Origin of the sequence: Chitinophaga sp., from assembly GCF_017745275.1 — a bacterium.
GTDB lineage: Bacteria > Bacteroidota > Bacteroidia > Chitinophagales > Chitinophagaceae > Chitinophaga.
The window spans coordinates 270,205-289,372 of sequence record NZ_JAGHZS010000003.1 but is presented as its reverse complement, the minus strand read 5'-3'; the positions used below and the strand labels follow the sequence as shown (position 1 = coordinate 289,372).

Annotated in this window: 18 protein-coding genes; 5 read left to right on the top strand and 13 right to left on the bottom strand. The window is 44.0% G+C overall.

Annotated features, from left to right (window positions below):
- Positions 1–63: 63 nt before the first annotated feature.
- The 3 genes from J7623_RS10690 to rsfS all read right to left on the bottom strand — a co-directional run bounded on the left by J7623_RS10690 (position 64) and on the right by rsfS (position 3,222).
- Positions 64–699 carry a lactate utilization protein gene (locus tag J7623_RS10690; protein WP_291920004.1) on the bottom strand — a complete coding sequence of 212 codons (636 nt, stop codon included), beginning with the start codon at positions 697–699 and terminating at the stop codon, positions 64–66.
- 8 nt (positions 700–707) lie between these two features.
- Positions 708–2,741, bottom strand: coding sequence for an ATP-dependent zinc metalloprotease FtsH (ftsH, locus tag J7623_RS10685; protein ID WP_291920002.1), 2,034 nt, complete (start codon positions 2,739–2,741; stop codon positions 708–710).
- Between the two features lie 76 nt (positions 2,742–2,817).
- Positions 2,818–3,222 carry a ribosome silencing factor gene (gene rsfS, locus J7623_RS10680; RefSeq protein WP_291920001.1) on the bottom strand — a complete coding sequence of 135 codons (405 nt, stop codon included), beginning with the start codon at positions 3,220–3,222 and terminating at the stop codon, positions 2,818–2,820.
- A gap of 159 nt (positions 3,223–3,381) precedes the next feature.
- Between rsfS and J7623_RS10675 the strand changes: the two genes are divergently transcribed.
- Positions 3,382–4,125 carry a biotin--[acetyl-CoA-carboxylase] ligase gene (locus J7623_RS10675; protein WP_291919999.1) on the top strand — a complete coding sequence of 248 codons (744 nt, stop codon included), beginning with the start codon at positions 3,382–3,384 and terminating at the stop codon, positions 4,123–4,125.
- 40 nt (positions 4,126–4,165) lie between these two features.
- Here J7623_RS10675 and J7623_RS10670 read toward each other — a convergent pair whose 3' ends face one another.
- Entirely contained in the window at positions 4,166–5,734 is a 1,569-nt protein-coding gene (locus J7623_RS10670; RefSeq protein ID WP_291919997.1) for a glycosyltransferase family 39 protein, read from the bottom strand.
- A gap of 349 nt (positions 5,735–6,083) precedes the next feature.
- Here J7623_RS10670 and J7623_RS10665 point away from each other — a divergent pair, with 349 nt between their 5' ends.
- Positions 6,084–7,022 carry an AraC family transcriptional regulator gene (locus tag J7623_RS10665; RefSeq protein ID WP_291919994.1) on the top strand — a complete coding sequence of 313 codons (939 nt, stop codon included), beginning with the start codon at positions 6,084–6,086 and terminating at the stop codon, positions 7,020–7,022.
- 122 nt (positions 7,023–7,144) lie between these two features.
- On the opposite strand, the gene J7623_RS10660 is transcribed toward J7623_RS10665, so the two are convergent.
- From J7623_RS10660 to J7623_RS10645, 4 genes are all read right to left on the bottom strand, one after another.
- Positions 7,145–7,483, bottom strand: coding sequence for a translation initiation factor (locus J7623_RS10660; protein WP_291919992.1), 339 nt, complete (start codon positions 7,481–7,483; stop codon positions 7,145–7,147).
- A gap of 20 nt (positions 7,484–7,503) precedes the next feature.
- Positions 7,504–8,385, bottom strand: a complete 882-nt coding sequence (locus tag J7623_RS10655; protein WP_291919989.1) for a diacylglycerol kinase family protein — start codon at positions 8,383–8,385, stop codon at positions 7,504–7,506.
- 10 nt (positions 8,386–8,395) lie between these two features.
- The gene (nadC, locus tag J7623_RS10650; protein ID WP_291919987.1) at positions 8,396–9,247 is read right to left on the bottom strand and encodes a carboxylating nicotinate-nucleotide diphosphorylase; all 852 of its coding nucleotides are present in this window, start codon (positions 9,245–9,247) and stop codon (positions 8,396–8,398) included.
- Positions 9,248–9,346: 99 nt separating this feature from the next.
- Positions 9,347–9,760, bottom strand: a complete 414-nt coding sequence (locus tag J7623_RS10645) for a DUF4783 domain-containing protein (RefSeq protein WP_291919984.1) — start codon at positions 9,758–9,760, stop codon at positions 9,347–9,349.
- 291 nt (positions 9,761–10,051) lie between these two features.
- On the opposite strand from J7623_RS10645, the gene gpmI reads away from it, so the two are divergent.
- The 3 genes from gpmI to uvrC all read left to right on the top strand — a co-directional run bounded on the left by gpmI (position 10,052) and on the right by uvrC (position 14,273).
- A complete protein-coding gene (gpmI, locus tag J7623_RS10640) occupies positions 10,052–11,575 on the top strand; it encodes a 2,3-bisphosphoglycerate-independent phosphoglycerate mutase (protein ID WP_291919981.1) in 1,524 nt (507 codons plus the stop codon).
- Positions 11,576–11,880: 305 nt separating this feature from the next.
- On the top strand, positions 11,881–12,465 hold the full coding sequence (locus J7623_RS10635; protein WP_291919979.1) for a hypothetical protein: 585 nt from the start codon (positions 11,881–11,883) through the stop codon (positions 12,463–12,465).
- Between the two features lie 2 nt (positions 12,466–12,467).
- Positions 12,468–14,273, top strand: a complete 1,806-nt coding sequence (gene uvrC / locus J7623_RS10630; protein WP_291919976.1) for an excinuclease ABC subunit UvrC — start codon at positions 12,468–12,470, stop codon at positions 14,271–14,273.
- Positions 14,274–14,275: 2 nt separating this feature from the next.
- Here uvrC and J7623_RS10625 read toward each other — a convergent pair whose 3' ends face one another.
- The 5 genes from J7623_RS10625 to gldL all read right to left on the bottom strand — a co-directional run bounded on the left by J7623_RS10625 (position 14,276) and on the right by gldL (position 19,048).
- Positions 14,276–14,872 (bottom strand): DinB family protein, encoded by a 597-nt coding sequence (locus tag J7623_RS10625; RefSeq protein WP_291919974.1) that lies wholly within the window; start codon positions 14,870–14,872, stop codon positions 14,276–14,278.
- Between the two features lie 65 nt (positions 14,873–14,937).
- Positions 14,938–15,477, bottom strand: a complete 540-nt coding sequence (locus J7623_RS10620; RefSeq protein ID WP_291919972.1) for a Crp/Fnr family transcriptional regulator — start codon at positions 15,475–15,477, stop codon at positions 14,938–14,940.
- Positions 15,478–15,667: 190 nt separating this feature from the next.
- Entirely contained in the window at positions 15,668–16,690 is a 1,023-nt protein-coding gene (gldN, locus tag J7623_RS10615) for a gliding motility protein GldN (RefSeq protein ID WP_291919971.1), read from the bottom strand.
- 21 nt (positions 16,691–16,711) lie between these two features.
- Positions 16,712–18,253, bottom strand: a complete 1,542-nt coding sequence (gene gldM / locus J7623_RS10610) for a gliding motility protein GldM (protein WP_291919969.1) — start codon at positions 18,251–18,253, stop codon at positions 16,712–16,714.
- 54 nt (positions 18,254–18,307) lie between these two features.
- Positions 18,308–19,048, bottom strand: a complete 741-nt coding sequence (gene gldL, locus J7623_RS10605; RefSeq protein ID WP_291919967.1) for a gliding motility protein GldL — start codon at positions 19,046–19,048, stop codon at positions 18,308–18,310.
- Positions 19,049–19,168 lie beyond the last annotated feature (120 nt).

Genomic DNA, 19,168 nt, shown 5'->3' with positions numbered 1-19,168 from the left:
GCAAAGCGATGGTTCGTTTTTCTGCTAAAGGCTAAAAGCTAAAGGCTAAATACTATTTTTTATCTATTCGTCTACTAAAAATACGTATACTTCTTTTGGGCCGTGAATGCCCACTACCAGTGTCTTTTCGATATCTGCCGTTCTGCTGGGTCCTGTTGCAAAGGAAATTGCAGACGGGAGGTCATTACCATACTTATCTTTTAGCTTATTCAGCGCATCTTTCAGGTCAAATACCAATTGATGCGTGTAGGCCACCATGATATGTACGGGGGCATATACCGGCAATGCTCTGCCACTGGGTTGTGCTGCACTAAGCACCACTGTTCCTGTACGCGCCACCAGGTATTCACAATCGGTGATGGCGGCATCTGCTTCATGCATGGAACCCTGGTTAAGGGCGGGTAATTCTTCCGTGTGCATCATTTTCAGCAGGGCAGGCGTTTGACAGAATACGTTGTGCCATTCTTTATTTTCACAAAGGGCACGCAGACTTTCTATCAGTTCACCTTTTCCCGTACAGAAAACAAATTTCCCCTGTAATCTGGTAAATTCTTCTGCAAACTTTAATTCCAGGCTCTCATTCTCAGTTCTGAAAACAGACGAGTTGCCCTCCGAATTTGGGAAGGGCAACTGTACTGACTGACTTAACGCATTCCGTACTCTCTTCAGAATATTTTCCTTAGCAGGAGAAATCTTCATATCACTATTTACGCATTAGCTGGTGATGGAGAAGGGTTGATGATATCTGACGGATGAACACCATCAGTAGTCATACCTTCTTTATTCAGTAAATGTTCTCTGTGAACGTCAAAAGGACGTTTACCGATCAGTCTTTCCAGGTCGGCCTGGTATAAAACTTCTTTCTTCAGCAGTTCTTCTGCCAATACTTTCACCTGGTCCATTTTTTCTGTCAGCAGATCTTTGGTTCTGGTGTAAGCGGCGGCAATCAATTTCCTCACCTCGTCGTCAATCAACCTGGAAGTTTCTTCAGAGTAAGGTTTGGTAAAGGATTGTTCGCTGTTAGGATCGTAGAACGAAACATTACCTACTTTATCATTCATACCGTATACCGTTACCATTGCATACGCCATGCGGGTGATTACCTGCAGGTCGTTTTGTGCGCCGGTAGATATTTTACCGAATACGAGCTCCTCTACCGCACGGCCACCGAGGGTCATACAGATATCGTCCAGCAATTGCTCGGTATTGTATAAATATTGTTCTTTCGGGAGATATTGTGCGTAACCAAGTGCCGCAACACCACGGGGAACGATCGTTACTTTCACCAACGGATTGGCGTGTTCGAGGTGCCAGCCGCAGATAGCGTGGCCCGCTTCGTGGTAAGCAATCACTTCTTTCTCTTCCGGAGAGATGATTTTATTCTTCTTTTCCAGACCACCAATCACACGATCAATGGCATCGTTGAAGTCATCCATTTCAACCTGGTTTTTGCCTTTACGCGCTGCAATCAGGGCCGCTTCGTTACATACGTTGGCGATATCAGCGCCAGCAAAACCTGGTGTCATAGACGCCAGTTTCTTCACATCGAGGTTGGGAGAAGTTTTGATAGGCTTTAAATGCACTTCAAAAATAGTTTCTCTACCGGCCAGATCTGGCTTATCGATGGAAATCTGACGGTCAAAACGACCTGGACGTAACAATGCGCTATCCAGTACATCCGGGCGGTTGGTAGCAGCCAGGATAATAATACCACTGTCTGTTCCGAAACCATCCATTTCTACCAGCAACTGGTTGAGCGTGTTTTCACGTTCGTCGTTGCTCATCATTACGTTCTTACCTCTGGCACGACCGATAGCGTCAATTTCATCGATGAAAATGATACATGGCGCTTTTTCACGGGCCTGTTTAAACAGGTCACGTACACGGCTGGCACCTACCCCTACAAACAGCTCCACAAAGTCGGAACCGGACATAGAGAAGAATGGCACCTGTGCTTCCCCTGCCATTGCTTTCGCTAACAAGGTTTTACCAGTTCCCGGAGGACCTACCAGCAACGCGCCTTTAGGAATTTTACCTCCCAGGGAAGTATATTTTTTAGGATTCTTCAGGAAATCCACGATCTCCATTACTTCTACCTTGGCTTCGTCCAAACCGGCAACATCATTGAAGGTGATGTTTACACGGGTTCCTTTATCGAACAGGGTAGCCTTGGATTTACCGATATTGAAAATGCCACCCGGGCCACCGCTACCACCGGCAGGGCCACCCATTTTGCGCATCAGCAAGATCCATAAACCAATGATGAGAATGATCGGTAACAACAACTGGAAGATAGGTTCAAACCAGCTTTGACGCTCATCGTAAGAGATCTTTACCTGGTTTTCCACCGGAATACCTTCCTGTGCCTTATCAATATCTTTCTTAAAACTTTCTTCGCTACCTATGGTAAAGCGGTAATGAGGGCCGGGATTATCGCCGCCTAACCTGCTTTTGTTAACACCATTAAACTTAGCCTCTTTTAAAGAGTCAGGTTTTATGTAGACTTCTACATATTTTTTGTTTACTACCACCAGTTTATCAACGTCACCTGGTTTCAGATAGTTGATCTGAAATTCCTGGAAACTGATTTCTTTGGTAGGGGCTCTAAAATTATCACCCCAAATGTTCATTGCCAAAAGGGCTACACCAATAAAGGCATATACCCAGTATATATTGAACTTCGGTCCTTTCTTAGGTGATTTCTCTGAACCCTTGTTGAAGTTATTGCCTCCTTTTTCCATAATCTTACGCTCCTTTACGGATGTTTATTGCAATCAGAATAATATGAATAATTAAATTCTAAAACAACTGTTTTGTTTAGTCTTCGGTGTGGTCCATCCTATCAGCATCGCTCCACATTTCTTCAAGATTATAGAACTTCCGGTTCTCAGGTTGGAAGATATGCACAACAACATTCACATAATCCACCAGAACCCAGTTTTGTGAACTAAATCCTTCATGCTTATACGGTTCCTCTGATGTATGCTTCTCTACCTCGTCTGACACATAATCAGCAATGGCTTTCACCTGGGTACCTGAATTGGCTTCACATATAATAAAGAAATCGGCCACGGCTTCAGGAATCTGGCGTAGATCCAGGGATACGATATTTTCCCCCTTCTTATCCTGTATGGCCTTTATGATGGTGGTAAAAATTTCACTTTCTCTGGTCAGGCGTAACTGCGCCTTCTTTCTCGTGCTCAGAACGGTTAAGGGTGCCAATAAATCTCGTTTTTGTTAAAAATAATCTTTAATTGTCAAAGTTACTAAACAAGCAGTAATATAAGATGTTTAATCTCACCTGCGGGCTTCCTGAAATGTTAATTAAATAATAAAATGATTTACTTTTCGGGCCAGATATACAGACTAAAAAAGTTTCATGTGATAGGATACCCGTTTCATGTATTAGACGAAATAGACAGCACCAATAACTATGCCATGGCGCAGGTAAATTCGGGGCAGGTGACATCCGGAACGGCCTGGTTTACCAGCAACCAAACCGCCGGGAAAGGTACCCGTGGTAAGCAATGGTTAGCCCAACCGGGTGATATCAGCGCCCTCAGCATTGCCTTCCAACCGGCTATGCTGCCACTTTCCCGCCAATTTATGCTTAGCATTTCCGTGGCATTGGCCACCGCTGATTTTTATACTTCTTATGCCGGCGATGAAACCGTTATCAAGTGGCCAAACGACATTTATTGGCGTGACAGAAAGGCAGGAGGTATCCTTATTGAGAACGTATTACGCGGAAATATGTGGCAATATGCCATTATAGGTATCGGGCTCAACATTAACCAGGCAGCCTTCCCCCCGGAGCTTCCCAACGCTGTTTCCCTCAGGCAAATTACCGGCAAAGTCCGGGAAGCAGCCGACCTGGCCAAAGAACTGTGCACCTTCCTGGATAAAAAGCTCCGGCAACTGCAACCCACTAATTACGATTCCCTGCTACAGGAATATACCCGCCGGCTTTTCCGCTGGCAACAACCTGGCTTATACCGGAAAGACGGGGAGGTTTTTGAAGGCATTATCCGGAATGTCCTTCCTGATGGACACCTTCAACTGGAAAAAAATGGCGAAATGCTGGTATTGGGGTTTGGAGAAGTAGAATTTATACTGAACCGGTAAGCCAGCTATCTGCTGCCACGCTTTTAACGTGGCAGCAATGCTATTTAGCCCTCCCTTCATATTCACCCTGTTTCTCCAGCAACACCTCCTTCAGTCTCGCTGGCAACGCCGGAGACAAATCAGATAACAGGTAAACATCCGCCCCATACCCATATTCCCGGGAAAGCGTATCCTGCAATACACCCGTTTGCACAATTTTTCCGGCCAGCTTCAGTGTTTCTCCCTGCGGGCGCTTCCCAACCTTCAGCAGGTAGCGGATACTATCCATTTTAGGAAACCAGTAAACATAATCGGCATCAAACGACACCGCCAAAGGCATCTTTCCTTTGTTATAATAATTTAAAGCGCCGGCTTCTCCATAATTACTGGTGATGACCAGGGTATAGGGCTTATCTGTTGCCGGTACCTGCTCCCAGGCCTGCAATGCCATGCCGGCCAATTGATGCCAGCCCAGCATATCTGCAAAATCCTGCGGTAAAGCATGATCCTCACCATCTTCCCAACGCAGAAGTCCCAATGCCCTAAACTTAGCCGCCTTTTCGCTGATCTCCGTTGGGCCTAATACAGGAAAAACTACATTCACCAGCAATGCAAACGGTACCACAATAATGGCTACCCATAACCATCGCAGATGCCGGGTCCAATCGTGCGTAAAAATCCGCTCCCAGTATACACTTCCAAACGCCAGCAATACCGGATACAGTCCCAGAGAATAATAGCTCTTTGCCCGCAGGTAGGTAAATAATAACATCGTCAGCACATATATCAACAACACAATACGGTAAGGACGGAACGGACGATAAAACAATAAGCCAATAAATGCAGCTACTACAATAAAAGCCCCACCAATAAAGAAAATAAACTGATCAGTGATAAATGTCATGCGGTTTACATGCACCAACTGCGTTTCCGTCAACTCTTGCATGTGATGCAATACCGGCCATCCGTGCTGCAACTGCCATATCATATTGGGTGATATCATCAATAAGGCAATAGCGGCTCCCACATACAAATATTTATTCTTAAATACCTGCCGGTGAGATGATAACAACAGGCTACCCAGCAAGCCCACTATCAGAAATAAAATATTGTATTTATTAAGAATCCCTATGCCTGTTATTACGCCCATCCATAACAACCATTTGTTGCTTCCGCTATGCAACCATTTCAAAAAACACCAGAATAATAAAGTCCAGGCAAGTATATCAAAAGAATTAGGCTGATATAATATGTTCACGCGACTCATCCCGGAGCAAATAAATACCAGTGCTGCCAGCACCTGGGCAAACCATCGCCCTCCCAGCATTTCCACCATCTTCCATACCAATACCATCGTCAATGCTCCATACAAAGCCGGGAAAAATCTTATCCAGAAAAAACCGTTGCCTAACCATTGTATCACCAGGGAAGTAATTGCCGTAAAAGGAGGTACAGACAAAAACCCCGCTGCCAGGTGATTTGCCAGATCGAGATGCAGGTATTCATCTCTTTGCAGATCGTAATCGGGCGATAAAATTCCAAATTGAAAAGCCATTTTCACCAACACAATCAACAATAATAACCAAATGGGTGATCGATGTAACGGTGAAGTAAGAGGAGGTGTACTCATAAAAGCAGGGACAAATTTTTTATATTATCTCATAAAAAAACGGAAATACCTGCTGTCAAAGCAATGTATTTCCGTTGATAATTTATAGAATTCTTGTTCAGTGGCATATGTGGCAGGCCGCTCTACATAGCAATCATCAGGGCTCGATGATAACAAGATTTTGGTTGATAAAGGCGTTAACAAATTGTGAAATTTTTTCTGTTCCAACAAAAATGAAATTGCAACATCGTTTCATTTTTAAAATTCAACCAGATACAGCAAGGATTTGCCAGTCATCTTCTCCAACAAAACTTAACATTGACGGATATGCATGATCTCTATTTATTCCGGAAATGATTAAATTTGGAGTATGTCTAAAACTAAAAATGCATCCATTGGGCTACAAACGATTTCAGATTTTAGTGATGACCTGCTCTTATATTCGCCCAAAGCACTAGTGCCCAAAGCCCCGCTGCGCGGGAGCTTTACCGTACAGCCAAGAAACGCATTTCCCTGCGTGGATGAAGTCACCGCCAGCAGAAGAGACTATTACAAAATAAGTTTCTTCAGTAAAGGCAGTGGTATTTTCACCATGGGTGGGGAGCGCTATGAGATAGATGGCCCTACTTTACTTTTTCTCAATCCATACGAAATAAAGACCTGGCGGCCTTCTTCAGAAGAACATGAAGGATATTTCTGCCTGTTTACCGATCTGTTGTTTGAGTCGCAAACATCGCCGCAGGAAAACCTGTTGCAACACCCGCTTTTACAACTGGGAGCCCAGGCGGTATTCAAGTTGAACAACGAACAATGCGAATACATCCAATCTATTTTTCGGCAACTGGTAAGAGAATATAACGAAAATGCAGCTTTCAAACAGGAAGCCATTCTCATTTACCTGAAGTTACTGTTACTGGAAGGCAAACGCTTATCTTCTCAAACGGAACAAGTTCACCGACAACTTTCTGCTGCCCAGATGCTGGCACATCGTTTTACAGACAAACTGGAAAAGCAGTTTCCCATTGAATTCAACCATAACCAGGTGAAACTGAAAACAGCCAAAGAATTTGCACAGATATTAAATACACATCCTAATCACCTGAATGCCTCTGTAAAGCAGGCTACTGGCCGTACAGTGAGTGAACATATACGTCAGCGTATTTTGCTGGAAGCCCGTTTACTACTTATTCATACCGATTGGCAAATTGCTGAAATTGCCTGGTGTCTTGGCTTTGAAGACCCTGGTAACTTTACCCACTTCTTTAAAAATCATAGCGGCGTATCTCCACACGTTTACAGGGCGCAATAACGCTTTGGACTTATGAAGCTGGTAAGCAGACTGTATAAAAAAACAGGATTTGTGAGATGATAGTAAACACGAAATTTATTCGCTACAATCATCTCACAAATCCATCATTGTAATCTTTAATACTACTTCGTTCTTTTGTAGCCCCAATCCAGGAGCCACTTAATTACTTTCTCTTTATAATCGCCCTGTATCAGTATTTCACCATCTTTCACGCTACCGCCGGTACCGCATTTGGTTTTAAGTTCCTTTCCCAATTTTTCCAAATCATCCTCTTTTCCAACGAACCCGGTAATTAACGTCACCACTTTTCCGGCGCGCTGTTTTTTATCGAGTACTACTCTCAGGATCTGTTCTGCCGGTGCCAGCGTTTCGGTTACTTCTTCCGGTGCTGATTCGAAGGAGAAGTTAGGATCAGTAGAATATACAATTCCACTGCCTGGTGTATTTTTCTTTTTCGACATCTCTCTAAAATATTTAAAGGTTATTCGTTTACCACTACATTAAGTGCCTGTGATTGTATACGTATACGTACCACACCTTTTTCGGTGAGCGGCACCGCATCTCCATCTACCTGCAGATACTGCAGGGCATTACTGCGAATGGTGATATCCTTTCCTGTATAATGTTTGATATAACGTGTTTGGTCAATGTTGCCCATCAGTGAAAAAACGCTCACAGGCAGCAAGCTAAGAATGCCTACCGGCGGCATAATACAAAGATCAAGCTGACCATCAAACACACTCGCTTTAGGCGCAAGCTTAAATTCATAACCAAACTGGTTGCCATTAGCCACGGTAAGCAGAAATGCTTTGGTACTAAAGGTTTGCCCGTCGATATCAATGCTGTATTCTGCAGGGTTGTAGCTATTAAAACTTTTCAATACCAGTTTGGCATAACCTGATAATCCACGTTTGGTATTATGCCTGAACTGTTCAGAAATCAGTGCATCGAAGCCTACGCCGGTATTACTCAGGAAAAGATGTTCATTTGCATAGCCTACGTCAATAGGGCGTTGTTTATTGTTAACAATCAGCTGCAATGCTTTATCGATGTTCAAGGGAATTTTCAGGGCACGGGCCAGTCCATTTCCGCTACCCAACGGCAATATAGCCATCGCGGTATTGCTGCCAATCAGTCCTTGTGAAATTTCATTGATAGAGCCATCGCCGCCAACGGCTACCACGGTATGTACACCATTTTTTACGGCCTCTCTTGCGAGGTCTGCTCCATGGCCGAGGTAAGCCAGGTATGCAGTGCTCACTTCATACTGGCCGGTCGGAAAGTGCTTGCTGATGGCATGTTCCAATCGTTTCTCCCGATCAGTTCCCGCCTTGCGGTTGATGATAAATAATATCTTCTTCAAAAAAACTGTTTTAAAGGATAATGGCCTTCAGGCTCAAATCCAGGCTCACGGCATGGTGTATAATGGCGCCAACAGAAATATAATCTATACCTGTTTTCGCATATGCTTCCAGGGTTTCCAGGGTAATACCTCCCGATGCTTCTGTTTCAAAGCGCCCATTGATCAACTCCAGTGCCTTAACAATATCAGCAGGAGCAAAGTTGTCGAGCATAATGCGATCTACCTGTCCTACTGCCAACACTTCTTTCACATCTTCCAGGTTGCGCGTTTCCACTTCAATTTTCAGGGACAGGTTACGTTCTTTCAGATAAGTCACGGTATTAGTGATAGCAGCGGTAATACCACCGGAAAAATCAATGTGATTATCTTTCAGCATGACCATATCATACAGTCCCATCCGGTGATTAACGCCACCGCCTATACGAACAGCTTCTTTCTCCAGCATGCGGAAGTTAGGCGTTGTTTTACGGGTATCGAGTATCCTGGTATGGTATCCTTTCAGTTTTTCAACATACTGGTGTGTTAAGGTAGCAATACCGCTCATCCGTTGCATACAATTCAATACCAGTCTTTCGCCCATGAGCAGCGTATGTACGGCGGCTTCTACTTCAAATGCTATCTCACCGGCTTTCATGGCATCGCCATCTTTCTTATGTGGTGTGAATACGGTGTACATATCGAGCCATTTAAAAATGGCTTCGGCTACTTCCATACCTGCCAGGATACCATCTTCTTTAATCTTGAGTACGGCCTTTCCTTTGGCGGTAGGTGGAATGCACGCCATGGTGGAGTGGTCTCCGTTTCCTATATCTTCTGCCAATGCACTTCTGATAAATGCATTCAGTGCTGCTTCGTCTAACATAATTCGTAATTATCACATGAAAGATAGGTCAAAAATAAAAAGTGCCCCGCAATAAATTGCGGGGCACCGGGGTTTTTCAACTAATTTATACTGGTATTTTTATTTGCTTTCAAACCTTAATTCGTTTAACACCATACTACCACCTTTCTTCTGCAGGAAGAAAGACACCCTGTAAGTACCGTTTCCTGTAACCATATTACCAATACCAAAGCGGGAATTGTCGCCCCCCTGGTGTACCAGTTCAAAAGACTTCACCTGATTTTTTGATAAGAAGTCCTTCAAAATTATTTCTGCCTGTGCTTTGCTATAGGAATTTGATTTTCCCGAAATATTGATCTCTACAGTATTGTCGAGGTAACGGGATAAGCCATTCACATCGCCTTGCTTTAATGCTGCCACTACATCGTCAAATGGGCCGGCAACGGTTATATTAATTGACCTGGCCGACAGTGTAAGCGTAGTAAAAACACCTCCCAACAACATAATCCCCAGCACAATCAATAGCTTCTTCATTGTCAGTTATTTTATTAAAAATGTGATTTTTCTAACTCAAATTAAAAGCGAAAACTATGCCAAACAGGCTGCAAATCAACAAAATCACATTATAGTGGTAGCTATGAAGCGCTAAGTAATAACAGTAAGATAATATGTATTTAATTTCAAATAAATAAAGACTGAAATTTGATAAACCGGTGTCTTCCCCATTAATTTTTTGATAAGCGTTATTTTTGCAAAATATTTAAACCCTTTATAAGTACTTTCACCGCCTGAGTGAATTTACATTAAACTATAACCAGATAGGATATGGAAAAGAAAAGAGCCATTCTCGTAATTATGGACGGATGGGGCGAAGGTAAAGTTCCTGACGCCGATGCCATTGCACACGCAAAAACGCCTTTTGTAAGCAGTTTATATAAGCAATACCCGCACAGTCACCTCGTTACCTGCGGAGAAGCCGTAGGCTTACCTGATGGACAAATGGGTAACTCTGAAGTAGGTCACCTGAACATTGGCGCCGGCAGAATCGTTTACCAGGAACTGCAACGCATCAACGTAGCCATCAGAGACGGCGAACTGGCCGCCAATCCTATTTTACTGGATACCCTGGCACACGCTAAAAACAATGGTAAAGCCCTGCACCTGATTGGACTGGTGAGCGATGGTGGTGTACACTCCCACATCCAACACCTGAAAGCACTGACAGATATCGCCAAAGCACAAGGCCTGGAAAAAGTATATATCCACGCATTTACTGATGGACGCGATACAGATCCCAAAAGCGGATTAGGCTTCCTGGAAAGCCTCTCAGCCCATCTCGCCACCTCTACCGGCAAAATAGCTTCTGTAACCGGTCGCTACTACGCCATGGACCGCGATAAACGCTGGGAACGTGTGAAGCTGGCTTACGACGCCATGGTACATGGCACCGGCACTCCTACGCAGGATGTACTGACCGCCGTAAAAGCATCTTATGCAGAAGGCGTAACGGACGAATTCATTAAACCAATAGTAGTAACCGATGCACAGCAACAGCCCATCGCTACTATCCAGGACGGAGATGCCGTACTTTGTTTCAACTTCCGTACTGACCGTTGCCGCGAAATATCACAGGTACTCACACAGGAGGCATTCCCGGATTTCGGCATGCAACCACTGAATATCTACTATACTACCATGACAGAGTACGACCGTACCTACAAAAACGTACATGTCATTTTTGAAAACGATAATCTCAACATGACCCTGGGCGAAGTGTTGGCAAAAGATGGCTGCACCCAGATCCGTATCGCGGAAACAGAAAAATACCCACACGTATCTTTCTTCTTTTCCGGTGGCCGTGAAACAGAATTCGAAGGCGAACGCAGGCTGATGGCTGCATCTCCCAAAGTAGCTACCTACGACCTGAAACCGGAAATGAGTGCCAATGAACTGGCCGACCTGATTGTACCTGAGCTGCAACAAAAATCAGCCGACTTCGTAGTACTCAACTTCGCCAATGCTGACATGGTAGGCCATACCGGCGTATTTGAAGCCGTAGTGAAAGCAGTGGAAACCGTAGACCATTGCGTAGAACGCGTAGTTACTGCCGCACTGGCCAGCGATTATACCGTTTTCCTCACTGCAGATCACGGCAATGCCGACTTCATGATCAATGCAGATGGCTCTCCCAATACCGCGCACTCCCTGAACCTGGTGCCTTTCTTTATTATCAATAAAGATTTCAAAGGCCCCGTTAAAGATGGTAAACTGGGCGATATTGCCCCTACCATCCTGCATTTCATGGGACTGCCCATTCCAAAAGAAATGACTGGAAATCTGCTGGTGTAACCGGAGCCGAAAGCGAAAAGCCGAAAGCAAAAAGCTATTAACGAGATTAAAAAGAGCGGATATTAATCCTACGCTTTAATCAATCTCGTTAATAGCTTTTTGCTTTCGGCTTTTTCAAATTTATTTGGAAGTCCCTGTAACATTTCGCAACTGGCCCTCGTTTAATAGACGTTACCCACGAAAAACATCAGCCCAATCGGCTGATTTACATATTTTTAGTGCTCTCGACAGATTTGCTCATGCATCGATGCGCCGTTTTTACGGCGCATTTTTTATGGCCCACATTTAAGTATTAATTTTGCAGCATGAGAATATACCCGCAAGCAATGGCGTTGTTTACCATCATTGGCTCCATCGCCTGTAACCAGGCAAATCAAACATCTAAGAGACCAGATCAGGATAAGTTCGCTCCACTGCCAGTCTACTTCAGCCAGGAAAATGCACATATCCGAAACAGTGACTTCACATTATTTAAAACTGTGATACTCAACGGTAAAAAAGATACTGCCAGCATATCCGGCAGCGATAGCGCGGCCATACAAAACCTGCTGAAGCCATTTGCAGACATCGACCTGAATAAACCCTCCCTCAGGGATGAATACGATACCTCCAGCTTATACGATCCGTTTTCCGGCCGGAAATCTGTGATCTATAAATCAAAAGGGAGGCAAACCAACCCTTCCGAGGTAACCATGGAACTGGATAAACAAGGCAACATACAACAGGTAAGCATTCACTCCTACACCAGTAACCTGGTATACGATTTCCGGCAGGATCTGGTATATCTGCAAAACAGGCAAGTTCGGATGACTACCTATCAAAAAATAGCCTTCCTGACACCCAAGGAACTGGAGATAAACGTAATGATAGCACCTAAAAAAGGGATGTAAACATGACCGCAGCGGAGTTTCAGAAAATATCACATACCATACCTGTAGACGCAGGTATCTATAAATACTACGACGAATCAGGCACCCTGCTATACGTAGGTAAAGCCAAAAGCTTGCGTAAGCGGGTCAGCTCTTATTTTGTAAAAAATCATGACAGCTACAAAACCCGTAAGCTGGTAGAACACATCCACCATATTGAGTTTACCATTGTTAACTCAGAACAGGATGCTTTTCTGCTGGAAAATTCCCTTATCAAGCAATTCAGGCCCAAATACAATATTAACCTGAAAGACGATAAGACCTATCCATATATCGTTATTAAACACGAATCTTTTCCCCGCGTATTTTTTACCAGGAATGTAATTAAAGATGGCTCAGATTACCTTGGCCCTTTCACTTCTGTTGGCCGTGTAAGAGAAATCCTGGATGTAATCAAATACAATATCCCCTTACGGACCTGTAATCTTAATTTAACGGAAGAGAATATACGAAAAGGGAAATTCAAGGTTTGTCTCGAATATCACCTGGGCAATTGCAAAGGTCCTTGTGAAGGACTGCAAACACAGGAAGACTACCGGGAAGGACTACAACAGGTAAAAAACGTACTGAAAGGAAACCTTACGCCGGTGGTAAACCTGTTTAAAGAACAGATGCTGGAGCATGTATCCAAAATGGAATTCGAGAAAGCAGAAATTATGCGTAAAAAAATTGCCAGCCTTGAAGATTATTCTGCCAAATCAACCATCGTCAATAACCGCATGGGTAATGTGGATGTGTTTTCCATCATCAGTGAGGGCAACCATGCATATGTCAATTACCTGCGGATCCAGAATGGCACCATCGCAGATACCAAAACGGTGACGCTGGAAAAACAACTGGAAGAAAGCGATGAAGAAGTGCTGGCCTATGCCATTGCTTATCTGCGCGAAGTATTCAAAAGTATTACCAACGAAATAGTAGTTCCATTCCCGATAGAATATCCTGAAAGCAGCGTTACTGTAACAGTTCCGAAAGGCGGCGATAAAAAGAAGCTGCTGGAGCTTTCCGAGAAAAATGTGAACTACTTTAAAGACGATTTATACCGCAAAAAGATATTGCACCTGGAAGGCAAAAGCGACATGGAGCGGAAACAGGTACTGTACCAGTTGCAGGCAGATCTTGAATTACCGGTACTCCCTGAGCACATTGAGTGTTTTGATAACTCCAACTTCCAGGGAAGCTATCCCGTAGCTGCCTGTGTGGTATTCAAGAATGGCGTAGCGTCCAACAAAGATTACCGGCATTTCAACATTAAAACCGTGGAAGGGATCAACGACTTCGCCTCCATGAAAGAGGTGGTTTTCAGACGATATAACCGCCTGTTGGCAGAGCAGCAACCATTACCTCAGCTGGTAATCATTGATGGCGGTAAAGGTCAGCTCGGTTCTGCTATGGAAAGCATTCGCGAGCTGAACTTAATTGGTAGTATGACCGTTGTGGGGCTAGCTAAGAATGAAGAAGAAATATTTTTTCCGGGAGATTCTCAAAGTATCAAATTACCCTACAATAGTGAAAGCCTGAAACTCATCCGCCGCGTGCGGGATGAAGTACACCGCTTTGGCATTACTTTTCACCGGCAAAAAAGGAGCAAGGGTACTTTCAAAAACGAATTGGAAAGTATTAAAGGTATTGGTGAAAATACGGCAACTCAATTATTGAAAACCTTTCGCTCCGTGGCCAAAATAAAGTTATTGCCACTGGAAGACCTGGAAAAAGAAATAGGTACAGCCAAAGCCAAACTGATCTGGAATCACTTTCATAACAGCTAACACTATACGAGTTTTTTAACCAGCGGCGCACTTACCGCTATGGCCCGTTCTGCCTGCAGTACATGACGATTGATATGTGCAGTAAGAAAGCCAAATGTATCACCTACAGACATCTTAATAAAACGGGACAACGAAGTTGCTACCTTCGCCTGCTGAATATTTATTTCAGTTGCGCGGAGGAGTAGTGCTTCCATTTTTAGCTGTTGCGCCTCAAATTCTTCCAATACTTTTGTCACATTGAGCTGTACTGACGGTAAATGATCTTTGGGGGTTTTCATCCGGGAACGCAATTGTCCGTCGGCTGTGGGCTGCATCAGGCGAGTGAACCAGGCTCCGAGCCAACTGCTTTTGAATAATGTTGCCGGCCGGCTGTTTTTTTGTGCGGCTGTTGTAATTGCATTTTCAAGTGCCGGAAGATAGAATCTGCCATAGCTGTTCAGGTGCTCCAGGCATTGCACAGCGCTCCATTTGCCGGGCGCGGGTGCCTGTTGCAGTATATTATCAGTTTGCTCTCCAAAGCGATGTACCGCTTTATCATAAACAGCTACTATTTGTTCACGTAAATGGTGTAGCAGTTCATTACTTTTTACCGGCTCCATGTCATTCCTGTTTCGTACAAAGCTAGGCCAATGGCTATTGGAAAATCTTTGTGCAGATCAACATTTTATAATTTCACAGTACTCAGTAATTTACTGAAGGTGGCTGGGTCCAGTCCCAGGTAGGAGGCGAGGTATTTATGGGGAATCAATTGTAGTACCTGGGGGCTGCGGGTAAGCAGTTTCCTGAATTTTTGTTCTGCAGTGAAAGACAGCAACTCCCGGTGGCGTTCAAGTACTCCGGATAAGGCGCCTACCGTTCCTATTCTCACTAATCTTTCTATCAGGGGAAATTCGAGTGTCAGGCGGTTAAAGTCGGCGTAATTCATCCGGAGCAATTCACTTTGAGTGAGCGTTTCCAGGTACCAGGGGGACGGACGTTGTAACTGAAAGGAGTCCATTACGCCGGAAAAGGAGCCGGTATAGGAGAAGAGGAGAGTGGCTTCTTTATCGTCGTCCAGGCTAAAAATTCTTTGTACGCCTGTGATAACGAAGTAGAGATATTTTTCCACTTCGCCGGCAACAGTTAATACTTCCTTGCGTTTATACTGCACCGGTGTCCATACTTCAGCAAATGCTTCCCATTCCCGCTCGGGGAGGGGCATCATCTGAAAAACGGTTTTACGAAGTGACTCGAGGTACTGCATACGGAAAGAAAGATAAGAAAAAGAGCAGAAAGCAGAAAGCTTAAAGCATAAAGCAATTATAGCGAATGATTAAAGCGAGTATTAAATTACTCATACGCTTTGATCATTCGCTATAATTGCTTTATGCTTTAAGCTTTACGCTTTCTGCTAATTAGTATTGCCAGAGGTCCTGCTCTTTATTAAAGATACGATCGTGAATAGCTTGTCCTTCGAGGAGGCGCATTACACCATCTTTAATATAATCCTTGATCTCGCGGTTGTAGGTATTATTTTCCTTCACTATGTAGCTACCGAAGAAGCGCATTTCGAAAAGGTCTTCCCAGCTGATAGTAGATGCGTCGTTGTTCTGGTTATACACATCGTGTTTGGCCAGGATACCGCGGCAATCAGGATAATACACCCAGAATAAAGGAATAGAGGCGCGGATAGAGCCATCTTCGTTTATACGGGAAACCATAGGAGCTATACCCAGTATGCGAACTTTCAGGGCAGAAGCTTCTTTGTCGAATACCCATACTTCTTTGATTTTGTACTGTTTGATGGTACGTGGATCGAAGTCATCGCGGGTAGTCACCATTTTTTCTTCGCCGGTTACCGGATCTATACTGCGTACGGTTCTTTCTTCACCGCTGAGTTTATTCTGGATTTCGGAGTAGGGCATGATGGTGGTGAAACGGTCGTCGATAGGGCTGAAAGCTTCTATCTCTTTATTCTTGATAGCGTCCAGCAGAATATTTATGAACAACTGGTTGGTACCGGTTTCATCTTCCACGTTGTATTGAAAAGGAAGATTGATTTTCTCCCTGATATCAATTACCTGCCAGATACGCTTTTCCCAGAATCTGTCATCCTCGCGGATGTAGTCGTAGGCGATGGGCGTACGTTCTCTTGCCAGGTTTCTTTCCACCACACCATCAATACGCAATGATTTGCGGGGGGTATCCACCACCGGAGCGGTGATACCGTCCGGGCGTTGAGAAGCAGGGGGAGCAGATGGAGGTGTAACAGCATTCCCTGTTGCCGGGTTTACTACTGAAGCATCCTGTGTAGAAGTAGCTGTGTTAGCGGTTCTACGACGGGTTGTACCTCCGCGTCTTTGCGCATCGGCAGCTGATGCCAGCATTACCAGCAAAAGAGTGCACCAACCTATTCTGTTAAATATTACTGCTCGCATAATTCAGTAATTAATTGACCGTTAGTTTAATTTAAATATAGTGCTCGGCATAGAACGAACGATGTTGTCCGGGCCTTTCACTTTCACGTTTTCAAAAAACACTTCATCACCTGGGCGCAGAGAACGGATAGATCCTGCTACGCTACCTGGGAAATAAGCGGAAGTAGCATCACCTTCCTGGTATTCTTTGCCTTTGGCAGAGATACCAACGCGGTAACCAACCACTTCATATTTTACGCCTTCAAATTCGAAGTCTTCCAGGTCAGCGCGTAAACCGCCCTGTACTTTAAAGTCAGCTGCTTTCATGCTACCGCCTTTGTTAACACCTACTTTCAATACCGGATCAGGAACACGTTTTACACGGAATTCTTTCTGACCGAGTGATTTGGTTTTACCATCGATGTTAGCAACTACGTTGATGACTGCCTTACCAGGCTGGCTTACTGTAACGATATATTCACCTGAACCGCGTTTAGTCATGTTACCACCGCTAATGGAGGCAGATACTTGTTCAGCAGGTACACCAGCAGCAGAAATTGAAATTGGGTTCTGCAGGCCGATATACAGTACGTTCATTTTGTCGGCAGAGATGGAGGTGGTTGAAGCACCTACATTATAAGTTTCTGTAAAGGGATAGGATTCAGGAGCGCCACCAGAAGGGCTAGGTAAGGTAATTGTACCGGAAATGGTTTTTTCACCAATGCCGGAAGCAGGAATATTCAATGTTCCTAAACCTTCGTGTGCTTCAATGGTTTGACCATTTACAACGATGGTTGGATTCACCGTAGTGCTGTAGGCACCCACTGCGATATTAGCAGTTAAGGTTTGTCCTTCCATAAGGTTTTTGGAATTCAGTGAAATGAAAGGTCTTACTTTATCAAATTTGAAAGTATTGGCTTCAATACGACTGAACAGGTAATCAATCACTGCAGATTCTGAGTTTTTGATATCATTCTGGAATTTACCCAGGATGGTTACAGCAGCAATGGTAGGTACCATGTTGAAGTGGTAGGTTGTCCATGATTTAGGACCACCAGCGTGATCATCCACGGATTTGCCCACTTCTATTTTCAGTGGTAAAGTTTTTTCAATTTGTGCTTTAGATTTAGGATCGTCAACATAAGAGAGGAATTTTTCGCGCAGCTCTTTCAGCTTACTTTCTAATTCTGGTCCTTTTTTGTTGTTTTCCATTACCCGGGTAGGGGCATCCAGACCAGCTTTATCTTTGATTTCACCGTGTTCATCTTTACCACCGCTTTCAGTGATAATGGTTTCTTTCAGAGATTGTACATAATCGTACATGCTGGCAGACAATTTCTTTACTTCCTCAGCTTTGGCTTTGTAAGGAGCTGTTTTTCCAGCGTTGTCCTTCATTTGTGCCTCAAACTGTTTGTAAATGAAATCGTTTTTATCTGTTACCGTTTTATTGGAGGTATTGATTGAATTATTTACGATACTAAATGCGTTCAATATTTCAGCAGAGACGTTCAACGCGAGCATGGCCGTCAAGACCAGGTACATGATGTTGATCATCTTCTGCCTAGGATCTTTAGGTAGTGCCATAGTTTGTTTTCAGATTTAATAATAAGTGTTAATTCAAAAACTATTAGCTATACCTTATCTTCCACCGTGCATAGCGCTCAGCATGTTACCGTAAATAGAATTCAGGTTGCTGAGGTTTTTAGCGAGCAGGGAAATTTGTTCCTGTGTTTTCTTAGCATCTTCAATGCTGCCACTCATTGCAGAAGAAGCATTCTGCAGGTTGCTGTAGAATGAGTTCATTGCTTTCAGGTGGTTGTTAGTGTCCTGGAGTTCCAGTTCGTAGATAGCATTGAGAGAAGCCAGGTTTTTGGTCATACCCTGCATCTGTACATGGAATTCTTTGGTAGATTCTGATGCACTGTTGAAAGAAGATACAGCAGCAGCAGCAGTGGTATAAGCGTTAGCTACATTACCAATAGCGCTGGCAGCTTCTCTTGTTTTCTGGGTGTAATCTCCGGTGGCTGCAACTACATCGCTGATGTCTCTCATTTTGTCAACAGTAGTACCCAGTTTCTGGAAGTTTTCGCTCAAACGTTGCAGGTTAGCAGGAGTGATGTCTGCTTCCTGGAGCATTTTGTCCAGGCCAGCTACTGCAGGACTGCCGGCAACTGCCACCACTTGTCCTTCAGCATGAGAAGCACCGGAATCAGGCACGAAAGCGTATACGAAGAAGATCAGCGCTTCTGTGCTCAAACCTAAGATCAAAGCAATATCAGCTCCCCGCCAGTGTTGCAGTTTAAATAACGCCCCGATAATTACTACGGAAGCCGCAATACATACGAAAAAGTTCAGCCATTTAGCTTTGTTAGGATTCATAGCCATAGGTTAAAATTTACTGGTTAAAGTGTTAATAGTTAAAGTCTGTATGGAATAGTTAATTCTCACTGATTTGCTAATAATAGTGTACATAATACAAAGGTTATCTTTGGTAGTTAT

Excerpts from the sequence above, each read along its gene's own strand:
- J7623_RS10690 (WP_291920004.1), bottom strand. The coding sequence starts at position 699 with ATGAAGATTTCTCCTGCTAAGGAAAATATTCTGAAGAGAGTACGGAAT.
- ftsH (WP_291920002.1), bottom strand. The coding sequence starts at position 2,741 with ATGGAAAAAGGAGGCAATAACTTCAACAAGGGTTCAGAGAAATCACCT.
- J7623_RS10670 (WP_291919997.1), bottom strand. The coding sequence starts at position 5,734 with ATGAGTACACCTCCTCTTACTTCACCGTTACATCGATCACCCATTTGG.
- J7623_RS10665 (WP_291919994.1), top strand. The coding sequence starts at position 6,084 with ATGTCTAAAACTAAAAATGCATCCATTGGGCTACAAACGATTTCAGAT.
- J7623_RS10660 (WP_291919992.1), bottom strand. The coding sequence starts at position 7,483 with ATGTCGAAAAAGAAAAATACACCAGGCAGTGGAATTGTATATTCTACT.
- nadC (WP_291919987.1), bottom strand. The coding sequence starts at position 9,247 with ATGTTAGACGAAGCAGCACTGAATGCATTTATCAGAAGTGCATTGGCA.
- J7623_RS10645 (WP_291919984.1), bottom strand. The coding sequence starts at position 9,760 with ATGAAGAAGCTATTGATTGTGCTGGGGATTATGTTGTTGGGAGGTGTT.
- gpmI (WP_291919981.1), top strand. The coding sequence starts at position 10,052 with ATGGAAAAGAAAAGAGCCATTCTCGTAATTATGGACGGATGGGGCGAA.
- J7623_RS10635 (WP_291919979.1), top strand. The coding sequence starts at position 11,881 with ATGAGAATATACCCGCAAGCAATGGCGTTGTTTACCATCATTGGCTCC.
- uvrC (WP_291919976.1), top strand. The coding sequence starts at position 12,468 with ATGACCGCAGCGGAGTTTCAGAAAATATCACATACCATACCTGTAGAC.
- J7623_RS10625 (WP_291919974.1), bottom strand. The coding sequence starts at position 14,872 with ATGGAGCCGGTAAAAAGTAATGAACTGCTACACCATTTACGTGAACAA.
- J7623_RS10620 (WP_291919972.1), bottom strand. The coding sequence starts at position 15,477 with ATGATGCCCCTCCCCGAGCGGGAATGGGAAGCATTTGCTGAAGTATGG.
- gldN (WP_291919971.1), bottom strand. The coding sequence starts at position 16,690 with ATGCGAGCAGTAATATTTAACAGAATAGGTTGGTGCACTCTTTTGCTG.
- gldM (WP_291919969.1), bottom strand. The coding sequence starts at position 18,253 with ATGGCACTACCTAAAGATCCTAGGCAGAAGATGATCAACATCATGTAC.
- gldL (WP_291919967.1), bottom strand. The coding sequence starts at position 19,048 with ATGAATCCTAACAAAGCTAAATGGCTGAACTTTTTCGTATGTATTGCG.